Source organism: Streptomyces sp. NPDC050703, assembly GCF_040654435.1.
Lineage (GTDB): Bacteria > Actinomycetota > Actinomycetes > Streptomycetales > Streptomycetaceae > Streptomyces.
In genome coordinates, this window is record NZ_JBFAHX010000027.1 from 62291 (window position 1) to 79892 (window position 17602).

19 protein-coding genes are annotated in these 17602 nt (G+C 73.1%); 9 read left to right on the forward strand and 10 right to left on the reverse strand.

The features are described from left to right. Positions 1 to 199: 199 nt before the first annotated feature. Positions 200 to 1495 carry a hypothetical protein gene (locus tag AB0I16_RS23755; protein WP_363251516.1) on the reverse strand — a complete coding sequence of 432 codons (1296 nt, stop codon included), beginning with the start codon at positions 1493 to 1495 and terminating at the stop codon, positions 200 to 202. 150 nt (positions 1496 to 1645) lie between these two features. Continuing rightward, a complete protein-coding gene (locus AB0I16_RS23760) occupies positions 1646 to 1897 on the reverse strand; it encodes a helix-turn-helix transcriptional regulator (protein WP_363251517.1) in 252 nt (83 codons plus the stop codon). A 46-nt stretch (positions 1898 to 1943) separates the two neighbouring features. Between AB0I16_RS23760 and map the strand changes: the two genes are divergently transcribed. Then, on the forward strand, positions 1944 to 2711 hold the full coding sequence (map, locus tag AB0I16_RS23765; RefSeq protein WP_363251518.1) for a type I methionyl aminopeptidase: 768 nt from the start codon (positions 1944 to 1946) through the stop codon (positions 2709 to 2711). Between the two features lie 100 nt (positions 2712 to 2811). On the opposite strand, the gene ggt is transcribed toward map, so the two are convergent. Next, a complete protein-coding gene (gene ggt, locus AB0I16_RS23770) occupies positions 2812 to 4635 on the reverse strand; it encodes a gamma-glutamyltransferase (RefSeq protein WP_363251519.1) in 1824 nt (607 codons plus the stop codon). A gap of 104 nt (positions 4636 to 4739) precedes the next feature. Between ggt and AB0I16_RS23775 the strand changes: the two genes are divergently transcribed. From AB0I16_RS23775 to AB0I16_RS23785, 3 genes are all read left to right on the forward strand, one after another. Continuing rightward, positions 4740 to 5495, forward strand: coding sequence for a hypothetical protein (locus AB0I16_RS23775; protein ID WP_363251520.1), 756 nt, complete (start codon positions 4740 to 4742; stop codon positions 5493 to 5495). A 111-nt stretch (positions 5496 to 5606) separates the two neighbouring features. Next, complete coding sequence (locus AB0I16_RS23780) at positions 5607 to 6734, forward strand: Ig-like domain-containing protein (protein WP_363251521.1); 1128 nt, start codon at positions 5607 to 5609, stop codon at positions 6732 to 6734. 133 nt (positions 6735 to 6867) lie between these two features. Then, complete coding sequence (locus AB0I16_RS23785) at positions 6868 to 8463, forward strand: CocE/NonD family hydrolase (protein ID WP_363251522.1); 1596 nt, start codon at positions 6868 to 6870, stop codon at positions 8461 to 8463. Positions 8464 to 8518: 55 nt separating this feature from the next. Here the strand turns inward: AB0I16_RS23785 and AB0I16_RS23790 are convergent, their stop codons facing one another. The 5 genes from AB0I16_RS23790 to AB0I16_RS23810 all read right to left on the reverse strand — a co-directional run bounded on the left by AB0I16_RS23790 (position 8519) and on the right by AB0I16_RS23810 (position 12301). Continuing rightward, positions 8519 to 9400: an amino acid ABC transporter permease gene (locus tag AB0I16_RS23790; protein WP_363251523.1), complete on the reverse strand. Its 882-nt coding sequence runs from the start codon at positions 9398 to 9400 to the stop codon at positions 8519 to 8521. Further along, on the reverse strand, positions 9397 to 10041 hold the full coding sequence (locus AB0I16_RS23795) for an amino acid ABC transporter permease (protein WP_363251524.1): 645 nt from the start codon (positions 10039 to 10041) through the stop codon (positions 9397 to 9399). The genes AB0I16_RS23790 and AB0I16_RS23795 overlap by 4 nt, the downstream gene beginning before the upstream one ends. A 9-nt stretch (positions 10042 to 10050) precedes the next feature. Continuing rightward, a complete protein-coding gene (locus AB0I16_RS23800; protein WP_363251567.1) occupies positions 10051 to 10974 on the reverse strand; it encodes a glutamate ABC transporter substrate-binding protein in 924 nt (307 codons plus the stop codon). 12 nt (positions 10975 to 10986) lie between these two features. Next, complete coding sequence (locus tag AB0I16_RS23805) at positions 10987 to 11730, reverse strand: amino acid ABC transporter ATP-binding protein (protein ID WP_363251525.1); 744 nt, start codon at positions 11728 to 11730, stop codon at positions 10987 to 10989. A 124-nt stretch (positions 11731 to 11854) separates the two neighbouring features. Continuing rightward, positions 11855 to 12301, reverse strand: a complete 447-nt coding sequence (locus tag AB0I16_RS23810) for a DUF6278 family protein (RefSeq protein WP_363251526.1) — start codon at positions 12299 to 12301, stop codon at positions 11855 to 11857. On the opposite strand from AB0I16_RS23810, the gene AB0I16_RS23815 reads away from it, so the two are divergent. The 3 genes from AB0I16_RS23815 to AB0I16_RS23825 are packed head-to-tail and all read left to right on the forward strand — an operon-like array spanning position 12294 to position 13755. Then, entirely contained in the window at positions 12294 to 12674 is a 381-nt protein-coding gene (locus AB0I16_RS23815; protein ID WP_363251527.1) for a hypothetical protein, read from the forward strand. The two genes, AB0I16_RS23810 and AB0I16_RS23815, sit on opposite strands and share 8 nt — an antisense overlap. 26 nt (positions 12675 to 12700) lie before the next feature. Next, positions 12701 to 13297 (forward strand): PRC-barrel domain-containing protein, encoded by a 597-nt coding sequence (locus AB0I16_RS23820; RefSeq protein WP_363251528.1) that lies wholly within the window; start codon positions 12701 to 12703, stop codon positions 13295 to 13297. Then, positions 13297 to 13755 carry a PRC-barrel domain-containing protein gene (locus AB0I16_RS23825; protein WP_363251529.1) on the forward strand — a complete coding sequence of 153 codons (459 nt, stop codon included), beginning with the start codon at positions 13297 to 13299 and terminating at the stop codon, positions 13753 to 13755. Before AB0I16_RS23820 ends, AB0I16_RS23825 begins: the two co-directional genes overlap by 1 nt. 10 nt (positions 13756 to 13765) lie before the next feature. Here AB0I16_RS23825 and AB0I16_RS23830 read toward each other — a convergent pair whose 3' ends face one another. Together AB0I16_RS23830 and AB0I16_RS23835 are read right to left on the reverse strand one after the other, a co-directional pair. Beyond that, positions 13766 to 14629, reverse strand: a complete 864-nt coding sequence (locus tag AB0I16_RS23830) for an ABC transporter permease (RefSeq protein WP_363251530.1) — start codon at positions 14627 to 14629, stop codon at positions 13766 to 13768. Beyond that, positions 14626 to 15537, reverse strand: a complete 912-nt coding sequence (locus tag AB0I16_RS23835) for an ATP-binding cassette domain-containing protein (RefSeq protein WP_363251531.1) — start codon at positions 15535 to 15537, stop codon at positions 14626 to 14628. Before AB0I16_RS23835 ends, AB0I16_RS23830 begins: the two co-directional genes overlap by 4 nt. A gap of 131 nt (positions 15538 to 15668) precedes the next feature. Between AB0I16_RS23835 and AB0I16_RS23840 the strand changes: the two genes are divergently transcribed. Next, complete coding sequence (locus tag AB0I16_RS23840; RefSeq protein ID WP_363251532.1) at positions 15669 to 16931, forward strand: sensor histidine kinase; 1263 nt, start codon at positions 15669 to 15671, stop codon at positions 16929 to 16931. Then, positions 16928 to 17590 (forward strand): response regulator transcription factor, encoded by a 663-nt coding sequence (locus AB0I16_RS23845; RefSeq protein ID WP_363251533.1) that lies wholly within the window; start codon positions 16928 to 16930, stop codon positions 17588 to 17590. The genes AB0I16_RS23840 and AB0I16_RS23845 overlap by 4 nt, the downstream gene beginning before the upstream one ends. Positions 17591 to 17602 lie beyond the last annotated feature (12 nt).

Below are 17602 nucleotides of genomic sequence, written 5' to 3' on the forward strand. Positions count from 1 at the left end.
GCCCTTGGAGGGACTGCCCTTGAGAGGACGTCAGAGAGCCTCTACGCACGTAGACCGGGTGCGTAGAGAGGAAAACGTAAGCCTGTCCGGCGGGCTGGGCAAGACCATCGCCGCCAACCGCCGGAGTCGATCATGATTCGTACCCGAGCGGGCGAGAACGGGCACCGGGCGCCGGCGGAACGGTCAGGCCGGATCGGGGTCAGGCGCTGAACCCGGCCACGCGCAGGGCGTGCACCAGGTCCCAGTGGTGCTCCTCGGAGACCGCCCGCGCCGTCTCCAGGAGCAGGGGGATGAGCCGGTGGGGGTCGGTGTGCGCGCAGGCCGCCGCGTCCTCGGGGGTGCGCACGCGGTGGTAGGAGTCGAGCAGGGCGCGCGCCTCCCGCTCGCGGCCCGCGTCGAGCAGCGCGAGGATCGCCTCGGCGATCTCCGGGGCGGGGCGCGCGACGCCCTGCCGCAGCAGTTTGCGGCAGTCATCGGCGCGGCCCGCCCCCGCGAGGGCGTCCGCGAGGGCCACCAGGCGGTCGGGCGGCAGGGACGCCGCCTCCCACAGCAGGGTCGCCCAGTCCGCGCCGAGCCCCGCGCGGTGCAGCTCACCGGCCAGCTCGGGCAGCCGCTCGGCGGGCCACCCGGCGATCTCCACCAGGACGCCGTGCGCCTCACCGCTGCGGCCCTCCTTGCGGAGCCCGGCGAGCAGTTCGACGGTGGCCGACGTGTCGTGGTGGGGGGTGCCGGTGACGGCGCCGTGGAGGGCGTCCGTGCCGGGGGGTTCCGGAGCGTGCCGGCCGTCCGGCTCGGCCGAGGGGCTCGTGCCGCCCGAGCCGCCCACGCCATCCACGTCCTCGGGGCCGGGCGGGGCCGGTTCGAACCAGGGGCCGGGGTGGGCGGACGGCGCGACGGAGTCCCGCTGCGCCGGGAGCCCGGGGTCATGGGCCGCCCCGGGGGCGGACGCCGCCGCGCCGGGGCCGAACTCCACCCACGTGGGGCGTTCCGCCGCGTCGAGGCGGTCCATGCGCTCCCGCAGTTCCACGCACCGCGCGGAGGCCCGCTCGTGGTCGTCGCGCACCCACGCCAGGTCGAGGTTGACGCGGTCGGCCTCGTCGGGGTCGGTGGCCGCGGCGAGCCGCCGGGCCAGCTCCGCCTCCCGCTCGGCGGCGATCCGCTGCTCCCCGAGCATCATGTCGAGCCGGTCGCTCAGGAGCTCGCGGGCGCCGGGTCTCGCGTCGTACGCCGTGAGCGAGGCGCGGTGCAGGGTGCGCGCCCGCTCCGCCTCCCGCTCGGCCTCGGGGACGCCGCGGTCGGCCGCGAGGTCGTGCAGCAGCGCCTGCACCACGTCCCAGGGCGGGACCTCGACGCCGTCCAGGCAGGCCCGCATGCCGTCCGGGTCGCGCTGCCAGAACACGCCGCACCAGCCGGCGTCCTGGTCGAGACGGCCCAGCAGTCCCCGCAGGTACTTCGCGAACTCCCCGACCTGATCCGGGAGTTGTCCCACTCTCATGCGACCAGCTCCACCCCGTGCAGACAGGAGTATTCCGGTCCGGAAGATAACACCAGATGTGTTACGGGACGACTACACGCGGTTCGCCGCGGGCACGGCGCTTCGCCGGCGGCGCCCCCATGCCGCAGGGCCCGCCGGGTTACCGCCGGTTCAGGCCGGCAGCAGCTCGCACCGCTCCACGAGGTCGTCCAGCGAGAGCCCCAGCACGGAGGCGAGCGCCGCCACGGTGAAGAGCGCGGGGGTCGGGGCCCGCCCGGTCTCGATCTTCCGCAGCGTCTCCGCGGAGAGGCCCGCCTCGGCGGCCACCGCCACCATGCTCCGCACGCCCCGCGCATCCCGCAGCAGCCGCCCGAGCCGCTCGCCGCGCTCGCGCTCCTCAGGTGTCAAAGGTGTCCGTACCATGCCGCCATCGTACGACCCCCATTTAAATACCGGTATAGTAATTGGCATGGTGGAACTCAAGACGAACGAATCGATCGACGCGATGCGGGAAGCGGGACGTGTCGTGGCACAAGCGCTGACCGCCGTCCGCGAGGCGGCCGGCGTGGGCGTCAGCCTGCTCGAACTGGACGAGATCGCGCACGCCGTGCTCCGCGAGGCCGGTGCCTCCTCGCCCTTCCTCGGCTATCACCCGCACTTCGCGCCCGTCCCCTTCCCCGCCGTGCTCTGCGCCTCGGTCAACGACGCGATCGTGCACGGCGTCCCGACCTCCTACCGGCTGCGCGACGGCGACCTGCTCTCCGCCGACTTCGGGGCGCACCTCGGCGGCTGGGCCGGCGACTCGGCCATCAGCTTCACGGTGGGGACGCCGCGCCCCGAGGACGTACGCCTCATCGAGACGGCGGAGCGCGCCCTGGAGGCGGGCATCTCGGCCGCGGTGGTCGGCAACCGCATCGGCGACATCGCCCACGCCATCGGCACCGTGTGCAGGAAGGCGGGGTACGGCATCCCCGAGGACTTCGGCGGCCACGGCATCGGCCGCAGCATGCACGAGGACCCCGGCGTGCCCAACGAGGGCCGCCCCGGCCGCGGCATGCCGCTGCGCCACGGCATGGTCATCGCCATCGAGCCGATGGTGATCGCGGGCGGCGGCGACGGCTACCACGCGGCGCCGGACGGCTGGACGCTGCGCACCGACGACGGCAGCCGCGCGGCTCACGCCGAGCACACCGTGGCGATCACGGAGGAGGGGCCCCGCATCCTCACGGCACTGTGACGCCGCGCGGGGGCCGGGCCCCGGAGGCGCGCCGCAGACCGGCCCGCCCCGGAGGCCCGCCGGGGGCCGGGCCCGGCGCGGCCCGGCCCCCGGCCGTGTCTCACTTCTCGGGCCGCACCACCATGGCGGAGCCGCCGCCCCTGCGCTCCTTCTCGGCCGCGGCGAGCCACCTGCCGCCGGGGAGGCGCTGGACGCCGGTCGCCGCCCCGATCTCGGGCGTGCGCTTGAAGGAGTGCCCGATCTTCTCCAGGGCCGCCCTCAGCGGGCTGTCCCAGAGGCCCGGTTCCAGCTCGGTCTGCGCGGCGTTGCGCTGGCTCGCGCGGGGCGCCGCGATCGCTTCGACCAGCGGCAGCCCGCGGTCGACGAAGCCGGTCAGGGTCTGCAGGACGGTGGTGATGATGGTCGCGCCGCCGGGTGAGCCGAGCGCCACCACGGGCTTGCCGTCCTTCAGGACGATCGTCGGCGCGATCGAGGAGCGCGGGCGCTTGCCGGGCCCCGGCAGGTTCGGGTCGTGGACCGCCGGGTTCGCCGGGGCGAAGGAGAAGTCCGTCAGCTCGTTGTTGAGCAGGAAGCCGCGGCCCGGCACGGTGATGCCGCTGCCGCCGGTCTGCTCGATGGTGAGGGTGTAGGCGACGACGTTGCCCCACTTGTCGGCCGCCGTGAGGTGCGTGGTGTTCTCACCCTCGTACGTCGTCGGCGCCGCCTCGTCCCCCGCGGCGCACGCCTTGGGGCGGCGCGGGTCGCCGGGCGCGAGCGGGCTCCTGAGCACGGCGTCGTCCTTGATGAGGCACGCGCGCGTGTCCGCGTACCGCTGGGAGAGCAGCTCCTTGGCCGGGACGTCCTCGAAGGCGGGGTCGCCCACCCAGCGGCCCCGGTCGGCGAAGGCGATGCGGCTCGCCTCGATGTAGCGGTGCAGGTACCTGGCCTGTGAGGCCCTGGAGAGGTCGGTGCGCTCCAGGATGTTGAGGGCCTCGCCGACCGTGGTGCCGCCCGACGAGGAGGGCGCCATGGAGTACACGTCGAGGCCGCGGTAGGAGGTCTTCGTGGGCTTCTGGCCCTTCACCGCGTACCCGGCGAGGTCCTTGAGGGAGAGGTCGCCGGGGCGGACCTCGCGGCCGGAGTCCGGGTCGACGGGCGGTTCGTTGACGGTGCGGACGATGTCCTCGGCGAGCTTGCCGCGGTACAGCGCGCCGACACCCTTGCGGCCCAGCTCCGCGTACGTGCGGGCCAGGTCGGGGTTCTTCAGGGTCGAGCCGACCTTCGGGAGCTCGCCGCCCGGCAGGAACAGCTCGGCCGTCGCGGGGAAGTCGGCGAACCGCTTCTGGTTCGACGCGGTCTGCGAGCGGAAGGTCGCGTCGACGGTGAAGCCGTCACGTGCCAGGCGCTCGGCGGGCTTCAGGAGCGTGCCGAGCCGTTTGCTGCCCCACTTGTCGAGCGCCGACTGCCAGGTGGCGGGCGTGCCGGGCGTGCCCACGCCCAGGCCGCTGGTGACCGCGTCGGCGAAGGGGATCGGCTTGCCGTTCTCCAGGAAGAGCTTGGAGTCGGCGGTGCGGGGGGCCGTCTCGCGGCCGTCGATGGTGCTGACCCGGCGGGTCTTCGCGTCGTAGTGGACGAAGTACCCGCCACCGCCCACGCCCGCCGAGTACGGCTCTGTGACGCCGAGCGCGGCGGCCGTGGCGACCGCGGCGTCGACGGCGTTGCCGCCCTTCCGCAAAATCTCGATGCCGGCGGCCGACGCGTCCGCGTCGACACTGGCGACCGCCCCGCCGTGGCCGACGGCGACCGGCACCTTCTGGACGGGCGTACCGGCCGCCGGGGCCGGTTCCGCTGAGCGCGTAGCCGAAGGGGGCGCGGCGGCACCCACCGACACCAATACCCCTCCGACCGCCCATAGCGTCAGATTACGTACGACAGCGCGACGCATTCGTACCTCCTGTCAACAGCCGTCCGCGCAGCGTAACTTCGCGCCCCCGATCGCGTAAGGACCGACCCGAGCAGAGTTTCGGCGTGCCGCTAGCATGCGCCCCCATGACTGGAGACGTGCGCATCATCGTCCTCGGCCTGATCGCGGCCGGCGTCAGTGCCGTGCTCGGCTGGCTCGCCCGGAGCCGGCTGTCCAAGCACCGGCTCCGCCGCGAGCAGGCCTTCTTCGGGCTGCCCGAGAACGCGGAGTCGCTGCTCGTCGTCAACCGCGACGCGAACGGACCCGAGCAGAGCGTGGTCCGTCACGACGTGTCGGCGCTCATCGAGCTCGCCGGGGTGATCAGGGAGTGCGGGGCCCACGCGCAGATCGTCGCCCATGACGCGGCCCAGCAGAGCTTCGGCGAGCGCACGGAGTTCTGCGTGGGAAGCCCGGTGGCCAATCGCCGCATGGCCGCGCACATGCACTCGCTGCTGCCGGGCGTCCGGGTGAACACCGAACCGGAGCCGATACCGGACCGCGGGGCGTTCCAGGTCGGCCCGGACCGCTACCGCCTGGAGGCGGGCCTCACCGAGTACGTGCTCCTCGCGCGGCTCACCGTCGACCGCGGGCAGGAGACGAGGCCGGTGTTCCTCTTCTGCGGCCAGCGCGCGGTCGCCAGCCAGGCCGCCGCCCGGCACCTCGCCCGCCACCACGAGAAGCTCGCCCGCAAGTACGGCGCCAACGCCTTCGTGCTGCTCCTGAAGGTCGTCAACTCCCAGGCGTACGGACCCGACGTGGTGGAGCTGGTCGCGGACGTGACGCGCGCCGCCCGGACGCCGCTCCCCGTGCCGTCGGCCCGCACCTCCCATCGCGCGAAGTGACGGCGCGTCATCGCGGTTCGGGACCATCCGGGGTCCTAAGGTGACGTGGCGGTCATCTTCCGCACATCAGACAACCGTCGGCGTCCGCCGCGCTCTCTCCATGGAGTCCCCATGCGCACCCTCGCGGCCGCCGCGGGCCTCGCCGTCCTCGCCGCCGCCCTGAGCGCCTGCTCGGGCTCCGGCGGGGAGCCGGAGATCTCCGTGAACCTCACGGGCCGGGACGCGAGGGCGGGCGGCCCGGTGAAGGTGCGGCTGGCCGAGGGCACGCTGGAGCGGGTGGCCGTCACCGACGGCAAGGGGGAGAGGCTGCCCGGCAGGGTCGCCGCGGACGGCAGCTCCTGGACCTCCGGGCGCAGGGCGGCGCCCGGCACCGCGTACAGGGTGCGGGCGGTCACCGAGGAGGGCGGCAGGGCCGGGGCGTTCTTCGCGACGGCCGAGCCCGACCGGGTCAACAAGGTGACCCTCGCCCCGGCCGCGCGCAGCACCGTGGGCATCGCCCAGCCCCTGTCGATCACCTTCGACCACCCGGTGGGGAACAAGGCCGCGGTCGAGAGGCAGCTCAAGGTGACGACCTCGGACCACACGGCGGGCTCCTGGGGCTGGATCAGGAACTACGACGGCAGGGACCGCGTCGACTGGCGCCCGAGGAGGTACTGGAGGTCCGGCACGAAGGTGCGTCTCGACGCACGGCTCAACGGCGTCGACTCCGGCACCGGCGGCTGGTTCGTGCGCGACTACTCCACGAGGTTCACGGTCGGCAGGAGCCAGATCGTCAGGGTGGACCTGGACAGCAGGACGGCGACGCTGGTGCGGGAGGGCGTCTGGGTCAGGACGCTCCCGGTCTCCGCGGGCACCCCCGGCGGCCAGAAGGCCTCCTGGGGCGGTACCTCCGTCCTGATGGCGAAGGAGGGCACGGTCAACATGCGCTCCGAGACGGTCGGCCTCACCGGCGGCGACAGCTACGACAAGATGGTCGACCACTCCATGCGCCTGACGTGGTCGGGCATGTACGCGCACGCCGCCCCGTGGAACGCCCGCTACTTCGGCAGCGCCAACCGCAGCTCCGGCTGTGTCGGCATGAGCGACGGCGACGCGGGCTGGCTCTACGGCCAGGTCCGCCCCGGCGACCCCTTCGAGATCGTCGGCAGCGGCTCGAAGGGCGCCCCCGCCCCGGGCAACGGCTACGGCGAGTGGAATCTGTCCTGGCCGGAGTGGCGGTCCAGGAGCGCCCTGCACTGAGGTGCCACCGGGGTTCGCCCCGGTCCACCGCCCACCAATCGTTACCGGGGCGTAACTTACCGACGGGTTACCGCTGGTAAGCCCTCGCGGTTACCGTCAGGTCACTTTGCACCGTCCGACCGAGGAGTGACCCGTGGGACTGCCGCACCCCGCCCTGCGCACCACCGCCGTGGGAACCGTATCGGCGACTCTCGTCGCCGGCGCCGCCTTCGGCCTCGCGCCCGTGGCGCGGGCGGTTCCGGCCGCCGCGCCGCCCACCGCGGGCTCCGCCGCCGTGCGCTTCGTCGACATCCCCGGCGACGGCGGCACGGTCCTGAAGGCGAACGTCTTCACGCCGAAGGGCGCCAGGCAGGGCGCGAAGTACCCCTCCATCGTGCTGCCCACCAGCTGGGGCATGCCGCAGATCGAGTACGTCGCCCAGGCCCAGCGGCTCGCCGACTCCGGCTACGTGGTGGTCAGCTACAACTCGCGCGGCTTCTGGCAGTCCGGCGGCGAGATCGAGACCGCGGGCCCCGAGGACGTCGCCGACGCCTCCAAGGTCATCGACTGGACGCTGGAGAACACCCCGGCCGACCCGGCGAAGGTGGGCATGGCGGGCGTCTCGTACGGTGCGGGCATCAGTCTGCTCGCCGCCGGGCACGACAAGCGCGTCAAGGCCGTGGCCGCGCTCAGCGGCTGGGCCGACCTGATCGACTCGATCTACAGCGGCCGCACCCAGCACGTCCAGGCCGCCGCGCTGCTCGGCGGGCTCGGCGCCGTCACCGGCCGGCCGAGCGCCGAACTCCGGCAGACGCTGAAAAACTTCCTCGCGTCGAACCTGGACAAGGAGGACGAGATGATCGCCTGGGGCGCCGAGCGGTCCCCCACGACCCACCTCGACGAGATCAACGGCAACGGCGCCGCCATCATGCTCGGCAACGCCTGGGGCGACTCGCTCTTCCCGCCCAACCAGTACGCCGAGTTCTACGAGCGCCTGACGGGACCCAAGCGCCTGGAGTTCCGCCCCGGCGACCACGCGACCGCCGAGGCGACCGGCCTCCTCGGCCTGCCCAACGACACCTGGACGTCGACCCGCCGGTGGTTCGACCACTACCTCAAGGGCGAGGCCAACGGCATCGACAAGGAGCAGCCGGTCCGGCTCAAGAGCCGGTCGGACGGCGGCTACGAGGGCTACCCGGACTGGAAGTCGGTCGGCCCCACCCGCGAGAAGATCGCCATGGCGGGCTCCACCACGATCCGCGCCAACGTCGACTCCGGCGCCAACGGCGGCACCGCGATCCTCTCCAACGCCCTGGACCAGTTCCTGAAGATCCCGCCGATGACCTCGGTGCCGCTGCTCCCGCGCCGCCACACCGGCGTCTGGGAGTCCGAGCGGTACACCACCGCGCAGCGGGTGCGCGGCACGGCGAAGCTGCACACGACCCTGTCGAGCACCAAGGAGAGCGGCACCCTCGTCGCCTACCTCTACGACGTGGGGCCGCTCGGCCTCGGCAAGCTGGTCAGCAACGCGCCGTACACCTTCCACGGCAAGACGCCGGGCAAGCCGTTCGGCGTCGACCTGGAGCTGTTCTCCACGGCCTACGACGTACCGGCGGGCCACAAGCTCGCCCTGGTCGTCGACACGGTCGACCCGCTCTACATCGAGCACAACCCGTCCGGCGCGCAGCTGACCTTCTCCTCGCCGGAGGCGGACCCGTCCTACGTGTCCGTTCCCCTGCGCGAGCAGTGATCTCCGGCTGCCGCCGGCCGGGCATGGCCCTGCGAGCTACTGCTCCCCCCAGATCTCAGTGATCCGGGGGGACCCCCTTCGGCAGCAGCGTTCCTGGTTCGGCCGGTGCTACTTCCGCGGCCTCGGTCTTCGGATTGCGCCGCTGACGCTTGGACACCCATTGGGCGAACCATGACAGCAACATGCACATCCCGATGTAGATCGGTGAGATCACCATGACCACGGGGATGAAGGGCAAATCGTAGTCGAGATTCGACGCGATCAGCTTCCCGGCGTGGAGGAACTCCTCGTAGGTGATCAGAAAGCCGAGCGAGGTGTCCTTGAGGGCGACCACCAACTGGCTGATGATGGCGGGCAGCATGGCGCGCACGGCCTGGGGCACGAGCACATGGCTCATGACCTGGGACTTGCGCATGCCCAACGCGTAGGCGGCCTCCTTCTGCCCGTGCTCCACGGAGTTGACGCCGGAGCGGAAGACCTCGGCGAGCACCGAGCCGTTGTAGAGCGTGAGTCCGGTGACGAGCGCGGGCAGCGGCTGGACCTTCAGCGCCACGAAGACGAAGAAGATCATCACCAGTACCGGCATCGCGCGGAAGAACTCGACGACGAGCGTGGCCACCCAGCGCACCGGGCGGTGGTCCGAGAGCCGCCCCATGGCGAGCAGTCCGCCGAGGGCGAGCGCGAGGACGGCGGAGATGGCGAACGCCTTGAGCGTGTTGCCGAGGCCCCTGAGCAGCAGTTCCTGGATGCCCTTGTACTCGAAGGGCGTCCACTTGGTGGCGGTGAACTGCTCGGTGTCGAAGAGCAGGTAGAGCAGCCAGGCGACGAGCGCGAGCAGGACGAGGGTGGAGACCACCCCGTAGAGCCGGTGCCTGCGCACGGTCCTGGGGCCGGGGATGTCGTACAGGGCGGTGGAATCGTGGGAGACGGCCTTCATCGTGCGACTCCCCAGCGCTTTTCCAGGACATTGAAGACGGCACTGATGGCCAGGGTGACGATGAGGTAGCCGAGGGCGATCCAGACGAAGGTCCAGATGATGTCGTAGCCCAGTTCGTTGAGCGTCTTGTAGGTGCCGAGCAGTTCGGTGACGCTGAACGCGCCGGCGATCGCGGAGTTCTTGGCCAGCGCGATCAGGTTGGAGCCGACCGGTGCGACGACCGAGCGGAAGGCCTGCGGGAGCACCACCGCCGACAGGGTCTGACCGAAGGTCATGCCGAGGCTGCGGGCCGCCTCGCCCTGCCCCTTGGGCACGGTGTTGATGCCGGATCTGAGGGCCTCGCAGATGAAGGCGGAGGTGTAGCAGCCGAGGGCGAGCACCGCGAACACCTCGAACGGCAGCACGAGCCCGAAGCGCGGCAGGCCCAGCAGCACGGCGAAGAAGAGCAGCGTGAGCGGGGTGTTGCGCAGGACGGTCACCCACGCCGTGCCGAAGGCCCGGAAGGAGCCGACGGGCGCGACCCGGAAGGAGGCCACGAGGAAGCCGAGCACGAGCGCGAGGAGGGAGGCGAGGACGGTGAGTTCGACCGTGCCGAGGAACCCTTCGCCGAACGTGGAGAAGTTGTCTGTCAGTACGTCCACGACGCCTCCTCAGCTCGCCGGGTAGCGGTCGATGGCGGGCGGTTGCGGCGCGGGCACTCCGGAGAGGCCGAGCGTGGCGTCATAGGCCTTCTTCCAGTCGCCGTTCTTCTCGCCGGCGGCGAGGGCGTCGTCGATGGCCAGGCGCAGCGCGTCGTCGCCCCTGGGCACCCCGATCCCGTACGGCTCCCGCGAGAAGGGCTTGCCGGCGACCTTCAGCTCCTCGGGCACCTTGGCGGCGTAGCCGATCAGGATCGCGTCGTCGGTGGTGACGGCGTCGACCTGGTAGGTCAGCAGGTTGTCGACGCAGATCGAGTAGGTGTCGTAGGCGACGAGGGTGGCCTTCGGGTAGTCCTTCCGGACGCGCTGGTACGGGGTGGACCCGGCCGCCGAGCAGACGCGTCTGCCCGCCAGGTCCCCGGGGCCCTCGATGTCCTTCTCGTCGGAGCGGACGAGGAGGCCCTGGCCCGCCATGTAGTAGGGGCCGGCGAACCCGACGAGCTTCTTGCGGTTGTCGTTGATGGTGTAGGTGCCCACGTAGTAGTCGATCTGCCCGTTCTGCAGGGCGGTCTCGCGGTTGGCGGACGCGATGGTCCTGAACTCGACGCGCCGGGGGTCGAGGCCGAGCGAGGCCGAGACCATCCTGGCGATCTCGATGTCGAAGCCGGAGTAGGTGCCCGACGCCGGGTCCTTCTCGCCGAGGTAGGGCTGGTCCTCCTTGGCCCCGACGACGAAGTGGCCGCGGCTCCTGGCCTTCTTCCAGGTCCCGGACTGCGGGAGCCGGAAGTCCTTCGCGACGGAGTACTCCGGCAGCTCGTCGCGCGCCGGGCCCTTGGTCGGCGGGCTGCCTTCCTTGCCGCAGGCGGCGGAGGCGAGCGCGGTCAGGACGAGGGCCGCGAGCAGCCGGATCGCGGGCGCGGTGGGTCGTGTCAGCAGCACGTCGCCCCCTCAGTGCTTGAGGATCTTGGAGAGGAAGTCCTTGGCGCGCTCGCTCTCCGGGTGGGTGAAGAAGTCCTCGGGGGACCGGTCCTCGACGATGCGTCCTTCGGCCATGAAGACCACGCGGTTGGCGGCGGAGCGGGCGAAGCCCATCTCGTGGGTGACGACGACCATCGTCATGCCCTCCCGGGCGAGCTGCCGCATGACTTCGAGGACCTCGTTGATCATCTCCGGGTCGAGTGCCGAGGTCGGCTCGTCGAAGAGCAGTGCCTTGGGGTCCATGGCCAGGGCGCGGGCGATGGCCACGCGCTGCTGCTGGCCGCCGGAGAGCTGGGCCGGGTACTTCTCGGCGTGCGCGGCGAGCCCCACCCGTTCGAGGAGTTCGCGGGAGCGCTTGTCCGCCTCGTCCTTCTTGCGGCCGCGCACCTTGATCTGCGCCAGGGACACGTTCTGGAGCACGGTCTTGTGGGCGAAGAGGTTGAAGGACTGGAAGACCATGCCCACTTCGGTCCTGAGCCGTGCGAGCGCCTTGCCCTCCGCGGGCAGCGGCTGCCCGTCCAGCCGGATCTCGCCGGACTGCACGGTCTCAAGCCGGTTGATCGTCCTGCAGAGCGTCGACTTGCCCGACCCCGAAGGGCCGATGACGACGACCACCTCCCCCTTGCCGACGGTGAGGTCGATGTCCTGAAGGACATGCAGCTCACCGTAGTACTTGTTCACATCACGCAGCTCGATCAACGGATCGACGGCCATGGCAAGACCTGCCCACTTTCTGCTGTGTACGTCCGCGCAAACTATCCACGTCAAAACGGGACTAACTGGACGACACGCATGCAGGGGCATTAACCGTATTTGCGGCAATCAGGGGCAGAGGTGCTCAGGCCTCCGAGGCCTCGGCGTAGACCTGGGACAGCTCCGGCGCCCCGTGGACCGCCCAGTCGAGCCCCGCCTCGACGACCGCGATCTCGCGCCCCGAGGCGAGCCGCACGACGGCGCTGCCGCCGGGCCAGACGTGCCAGGTGGCGCCCGGCACCGTCCGCACCACGACCGAGCCGAGGTAGAGCCCCGCGTCGTTGCCGAGCCAGGGCAGCAGCTCCGGGTCGTCGCGCCAGCGCGGCAGGAGCTGGTCGAGGGCCGCGAGCGACGCGGGGGTGTCGTCGAGCTCCAGGCCCGCCACCGCCGCCTGGGACCGGAGCAGTTCGCACTCGGCGAGGAGCGCGGCCACGCCGTCGGGGTCGGCCTCGAACGCGCCCGCGAGCCCCGCGCCCGCCGGCTCGGCCCCCGCGTGCCGCCTGCGCCACCTGTCGAGGAACGGGATGTTCATGGTCGGCCTCTCCGTCGATGACACCCGCCGGGTGCGCGGCCGGGCGCGCACCCTCACCCGTCCGCCGATCCGAAGGCCCGCCCATCCGTATGTCCAAGAATGTACCTGGCATCAGTCGATCACGGAATCGGGCGGATCACCCGCGCTGGTAGGCGGCCCGGGGGCGCTGAAGGACCCGTACGCGGGTACGTATGACTGTCAGGTGCTCGATCCGGGAGGTGGACGGATGGCGTGGTGGGTGTGGTGCGTTGCCGTGATCGCCGTGGTGGGTCTGCTGGCGGCCGTCGTGCTCGGCGTGCAGGCGCGGCGGCGGCGCGGCGGGGTCATCGTGGTGCGGCGCGGCAGGCGCTCCGGGCGAGGGGGCGCGCGATGAGACATGAGCTGGGCAAAGGAGACCCGGTGAGGGAGTTGATGCCGGCCGCGGGGCTGACCGGGCGCCCGGTCGTCACGCTCGGCGGTGAGGCCGTCGGCCAGGTCAAGGACGTCGTGCTGGACGGGACGAACGGCAGGATCGCCGGGTTCACGCTCGCGGGGCGCGGCCTGTTCTCCGGGCCGCTGCGCAAGAGCCTGCCGTGGGCGGGGGTGCACGCGCTCGGCGCCGACGCCGTGATGATCGCCTCCGAGGAGGCCCTTGAGAACAAGGCGGCCGTCGCCGGCTGGGAGGAGGCGTCCGGCGGCCTGGTGCGCGGGGCCCGCGTGCTGACCGACCTCGGGGTGCAGGTCGGCACCGTGCGCGACGTGGTCGTCGAGGCGGGCGCGGAGGGCGCCGTGGTCGGCGTCGAGATGTCGTCCACCGAGGCGCTCGGCCACCACGAGGCCACCGTCTTCCTGGCGCTCGGCGGCCACCCCGCCATGACGGGCGACACGCTGATGGTCCCCGCGCGGGACACCGAGGACATCGCCGGGGACCTCACGGGCCTCGCCGCCTCCGTGCGGCGCAGGCGGCTCGGCGGTACGGGCGGCCCCGGCGCCGTCGGAGAGGGGCGGACGCCGTGATGCTGCTCAGTCAGACCGTGGGCCGGCCGGTCGTCAGTTCGGCGGACGCCTCGCGCGTGGGCACCGTGGCCGGGCTCGTCGTCGACCCGGAGTCGGGCCGGATCACCGCGCTCCGCCTGGAGGACACCAAGGTCGGGGGCGATGTCATCGCCTGGGAGGACGTGCACGCGGTGGGGCCCGACGCGGTCGTCGTCGCGACGTCGTCGGCGGCCCGCTTCACCGCGGCCGACGCCGCGGGGGACCAGAAGCTCCTCGGTCAGCGTCTGCTGACCGAGCTGGGCGACTCGGCGGGGACACTCGCCGACATCACGTTCGACCCGGCGACAGGGCTCCTCGACGCCCTGCACACCTCGCGCGGCGACCGGATACCCGGCCGCCTGCTGCTCGGCTGCGGCTCGTACGCCGTGGTGGTCCGCGTGGCCGCCGGGGACGGCCCCGAGGCCCCGGCCGCGCCCTGACCCGCGTGCCTCACAGGTCGCGGCGGTCCACCGTCCCCACGGTGACGGCCGCCGCGGCGAGCGACCAGAGGGCGAGGGTGAGCCAGGCCCCCGCGGCCGTCCAGGGGTAGCGTGCGGTCGCCTCGCCGGCCTCGGCCAGGCGCAGCCATGCCTGGTACGGCGTGGCGTGGCCGGCGACGGCCGTCCAGTGCCGGTCGTCGCCGAGCATCCCCGGCAGCAGGAGCAGCAGCGCGAAGACGGCGACCAGGGCGGCTCCGACGTGCCGCAGCAGGGCACCGAGCGCCATGCCGGTCAGCGCCGAGACGGGCGCGAGCAGCGCGGAGGCGGCGACGAGCCGCCACGCGCCGGGGTGGCCGATGGGGACGCCGAGGCCGCGGCCGTCCAGGATCGTCTGCGTCAGCCAGAAGGACAGGCCCGCGGCGACCGCGCCGGTGGCGGCCGTGGCCGCGGCGACCACCAGGACCTTCGCGGTGACCAGGGACCGCCGGGCGGGCACGGCCGTGAACGTCGTGCGGATCAGCCCGGTCCGGTACTCCCCCGCCACCGCGAGGGCGCCGACGGCCCCGGCCGCGAGCATCATGACGAGCATCGCGTTGCCGTTGAAGGCCTCCTGGAGCGCGATCCCGTCCCGGGCGAAGCGCGCGCGGCCTTCCGCGTCGTTCTCCCGCCAGTAGCGGTACGTGTCGTACGCCGTCCCCGCGTTGAAGGCGAGCACGGCGAGCACGGTGCCCGCCAGGGACCAGGCGGTCGAGCGCGGCGAGCGGAACTTCAGCCACTCGGCGGCGAGCAGGTCGGTGAACCGGGGGCGCGGTTCCCCGGAGCCCGGGGACGCCGCGGGGGACGTGCGGGCCGCGGCTTTTGCGACGGGGGTCATCGGTCCCCTCCCGCCGCGTACTCGACGTCGGGGGCGGTCAGTTCCATGAAGGCGTCCTCCAGCGAGGGCGTGGTCGTGGTCAGCTCGTGCAGCAACACCCGGTGCCGCAGGGCCAGTTCACCGACGCGCTCCGCGTCGAGGCCGCTGACCAGCAGCCTTCCCTCGTCGTCGGGCACGACCGTGGCGCCCTCCGCGGTCAGTGACGGCGTCAGGACGGCCGCGTCCGGCGTACGCACCGTCACGGCACCGCGGCCCGCGCGGGCCGCGAACGCGGCGAGGCTCTCCGCGGCGATCAGCTCGCCCCTGCCGATCACCACCAGGTCGTCGGCGGTGTGCTCCATCTCCGACATGAGGTGGCTGGAGACGAACACGGTCCTGCCCTCGGCCGCGAGGCGCCCGAAGAGGCCGCGGACCCAGCGCACCCCCTCCGGGTCGAGGCCGTTCAGCGGCTCGTCGAAGAGCAGCACGGGCGGGTCGCCGAGCAGGGCGGCGGCGATGCCCAGGCGCTGGCGCATGCCGAGCGAGAAGCCGCCGGCGCGGCGGCGGGCCGCCTCCGCGAGGCCGACCTCCGCGAGGACGTCGTCGACCCTCGCGTACGGGATGCCGTTGCCCCGGGCCAGGATGCGGAGGTGGGTGCGCGCGCTGTGGCCGCCGTGCACGTCGCCCGCGTCGAGCAGCGCGCCGACGTGCCGCAGGCCGCGCGGGCGGTCCCGGAACGGGCGGCCCCCGACGGTGACCCGGCCGCTGGTGGCCGCGTGCAGGCCGAGGATCAGGCGCAGGGTGGTGGACTTCCCGGCGCCGTTCGGCCCCAGGAAGCCGGTCACCCGGCCCGGACGCACCCGGAAGCCGAGGCCGCGCACCGCGGTCGTGGTGCCGTAGCGCTTCGTCAGTTCATGGACTTCGATCACGGTGACCAGGCTGCCGTGCGCCGCTCCGCCGGTCGTCGGACCGGCGCTGACACCTGGCGCGGCGGATGTCGACCCCGGTTGTACACCCCGGGTCCGATGCCCCTCGGTGACGGGGTGGCTACGATCACCGCATGTCCGCATCGCCGCCGCTCCCCCTGGCCACGTACGCCTCGCCCGGCACGTGGGCCGCCGCGTCCTGGTGCCTGGGCATGGCCTTCGCCGCCCGGGCCCACCTCGGCCTCCCGCTGATGCCGACGAGCGCGCTCCCCGGCCCCACCCCCTGGGACTGGCTGGTCATCGCCGCCGCCGTCGGCGGGGCGCTCTGCGCGGGCCGCCTGCTGCGGCGCAGGCCGCTCTCGGCCCTCACGCTGCTGATCGCCTGCTCGTACGCGGCGACGGCGGCGGTCGGCGAGGTCGCCGTCACCTTCCTCCAGTACGTGGCCGTGGACATCGCCCTGGGCTTCGTCGTGGCCACGCGGGGCGCACGGGCGCGCGCCGCCGCCTGTGCCCTCGCGCTCTGCGCCCTGCCCGGCTTCGCGGTCCTGCGGCAGGTCCTCGGGCTGCCCTTCCGGCTCCCCCACTCCACCGAGAGCAGCTGGTCGGGGTGGCAGGCGTACTGCCTGCTCGCCGCCGTGGCCTGGCTGACCGGCGACTCGGTGCGGCGCACCCGCGTCTACACCGAGCGGCTCGGCGCCCAGGCCACGGCGCAGGCCGTCACCGCCGAGCGGCTGCGGATCGCCCGCGAGATGCACGACACGGTCGCGCACAGCATCGGCATCATCGCGCTCCAGGCGGGCGCGGCGGCCCGGGTCGCGGAGACCCAGCCGGCCAGGGCGCGCGAGGCGATGGTCGCGGTGGAGACGGCCGGGCGGGAGACCCTGGCGGGGCTGCGGCGGCTCCTCGGGGCGCTGCGGGAGAGCGACGCGGACGGGACGGCGCCGGACGGCTCGGGCCGGGGCCCCGGTGCCGGGCGCGAGGCGGTACCGCTCGGACCCGCCGCCGGGCTCGCGGACCTCGGCCGGCTCGCCGCGACGACGACGGCAGCCGGGGTCCGCGTGGACGTGCGGTGGCGGGGCGAGGCCCGGGCGCTGCCCCCTGACATCGACCTGTCGGCGTTCCGCATCGTCCAGGAGGCCGTCACCAACGTGGTGCGGCACGCGGACGCCGCGTCCTGCGCCGTGACCGTGGAGTACCGGGAAGAGGAGATCGTCATCGGCGTCGAGGACGCGGGACGCGGCACGGCCGTACCGCCGCACGGCCCGGGGTACGGGCTGGTCGGCATGGGTGAGCGCGTGGCGCTCCTGCACGGCGAACTGCACGCCGCGCCGCGCCCCGAGGGCGGCTTCCGCGTGACGGCCAGGCTGCCGCTGCCGGCCCCGGCGGGTGCGCGATGACGGTGCGCGTCCTGCTCGTCGACGACCAGCCCCTGGTCCGCGCGGCCCTGGCCATGGTCATCACCGACGCCCCCGACATCGAGGTCGTGGGCGAGGCGTCCTCGGGCGAGGAGGCGGTCCGGCGGTGCGCGGAGCTGCTCCCCGACGTCGTCGTGATGGACATCCGCATGCCCGGCATGGACGGCATCGAGGCCACCCGCCGCATCGCGACGGGCCCGGCGCCCGCGCACGTCGTCGTCCTGACCACGTTCGACGACGACGACTACGTCTACGGGGCGCTGCGCGCGGGCGCCGCGGGGTTCCTCGTCAAGGACATGGCCCTCGACGACATCCTCGCGGCGGTCCGCGTGGTCGCCGCCGGGGACGGTCTGATCGCGCCGAGCGTCACCCGCAGGCTCATCAGGGAGTTCGCGGGCCGCCCCGAGACGGGGCCGCCGCGCGAGGTGACGGTCGAGGGCATCACCGACCGCGAGCGCGAGGTGCTGACCCTGGTGGGCCGCGGCCTGTCCAACACGGAGATAGCCGAGGAGCTCTGCCTCAGCGTCGCCACCGCGAAGACGTATCTCACCCGCCTCCTGGCCAAGCTCGACGCCAGGGACCGCGTGCAGCTCGTGATCCTCGCGTACGAGTCGGGGCTGGTACCCGGCCCGTACAGGTGAGTTCGCGCCGTG

Bases quoted from the DNA above. Each gene is read 5' to 3' on its own strand.
- AB0I16_RS23755 (WP_363251516.1), bottom strand. From the start codon at position 1,495: ATGAGAGTGGGACAACTCCCGGATCAGGTCGGGGAGTTCGCGAAGTAC.
- AB0I16_RS23760 (WP_363251517.1), bottom strand. From the start codon at position 1,897: ATGGTACGGACACCTTTGACACCTGAGGAGCGCGAGCGCGGCGAGCGG.
- map (WP_363251518.1), top strand. From the start codon at position 1,944: ATGGTGGAACTCAAGACGAACGAATCGATCGACGCGATGCGGGAAGCG.
- ggt (WP_363251519.1), bottom strand. From the start codon at position 4,635: ATGCGTCGCGCTGTCGTACGTAATCTGACGCTATGGGCGGTCGGAGGG.
- AB0I16_RS23775 (WP_363251520.1), top strand. From the start codon at position 4,740: ATGACTGGAGACGTGCGCATCATCGTCCTCGGCCTGATCGCGGCCGGC.
- AB0I16_RS23780 (WP_363251521.1), top strand. From the start codon at position 5,607: ATGCGCACCCTCGCGGCCGCCGCGGGCCTCGCCGTCCTCGCCGCCGCC.
- AB0I16_RS23790 (WP_363251523.1), bottom strand. From the start codon at position 9,400: ATGAAGGCCGTCTCCCACGATTCCACCGCCCTGTACGACATCCCCGGC.
- AB0I16_RS23805 (WP_363251525.1), bottom strand. From the start codon at position 11,730: ATGGCCGTCGATCCGTTGATCGAGCTGCGTGATGTGAACAAGTACTAC.
- AB0I16_RS23815 (WP_363251527.1), top strand. From the start codon at position 12,294: ATGTTCATGGTCGGCCTCTCCGTCGATGACACCCGCCGGGTGCGCGGC.
- AB0I16_RS23810 (WP_363251526.1), bottom strand. From the start codon at position 12,301: ATGAACATCCCGTTCCTCGACAGGTGGCGCAGGCGGCACGCGGGGGCC.
- AB0I16_RS23825 (WP_363251529.1), top strand. From the start codon at position 13,297: ATGCTGCTCAGTCAGACCGTGGGCCGGCCGGTCGTCAGTTCGGCGGAC.
- AB0I16_RS23830 (WP_363251530.1), bottom strand. From the start codon at position 14,629: ATGACCCCCGTCGCAAAAGCCGCGGCCCGCACGTCCCCCGCGGCGTCC.
- AB0I16_RS23840 (WP_363251532.1), top strand. From the start codon at position 15,669: ATGTCCGCATCGCCGCCGCTCCCCCTGGCCACGTACGCCTCGCCCGGC.
- AB0I16_RS23845 (WP_363251533.1), top strand. From the start codon at position 16,928: ATGACGGTGCGCGTCCTGCTCGTCGACGACCAGCCCCTGGTCCGCGCG.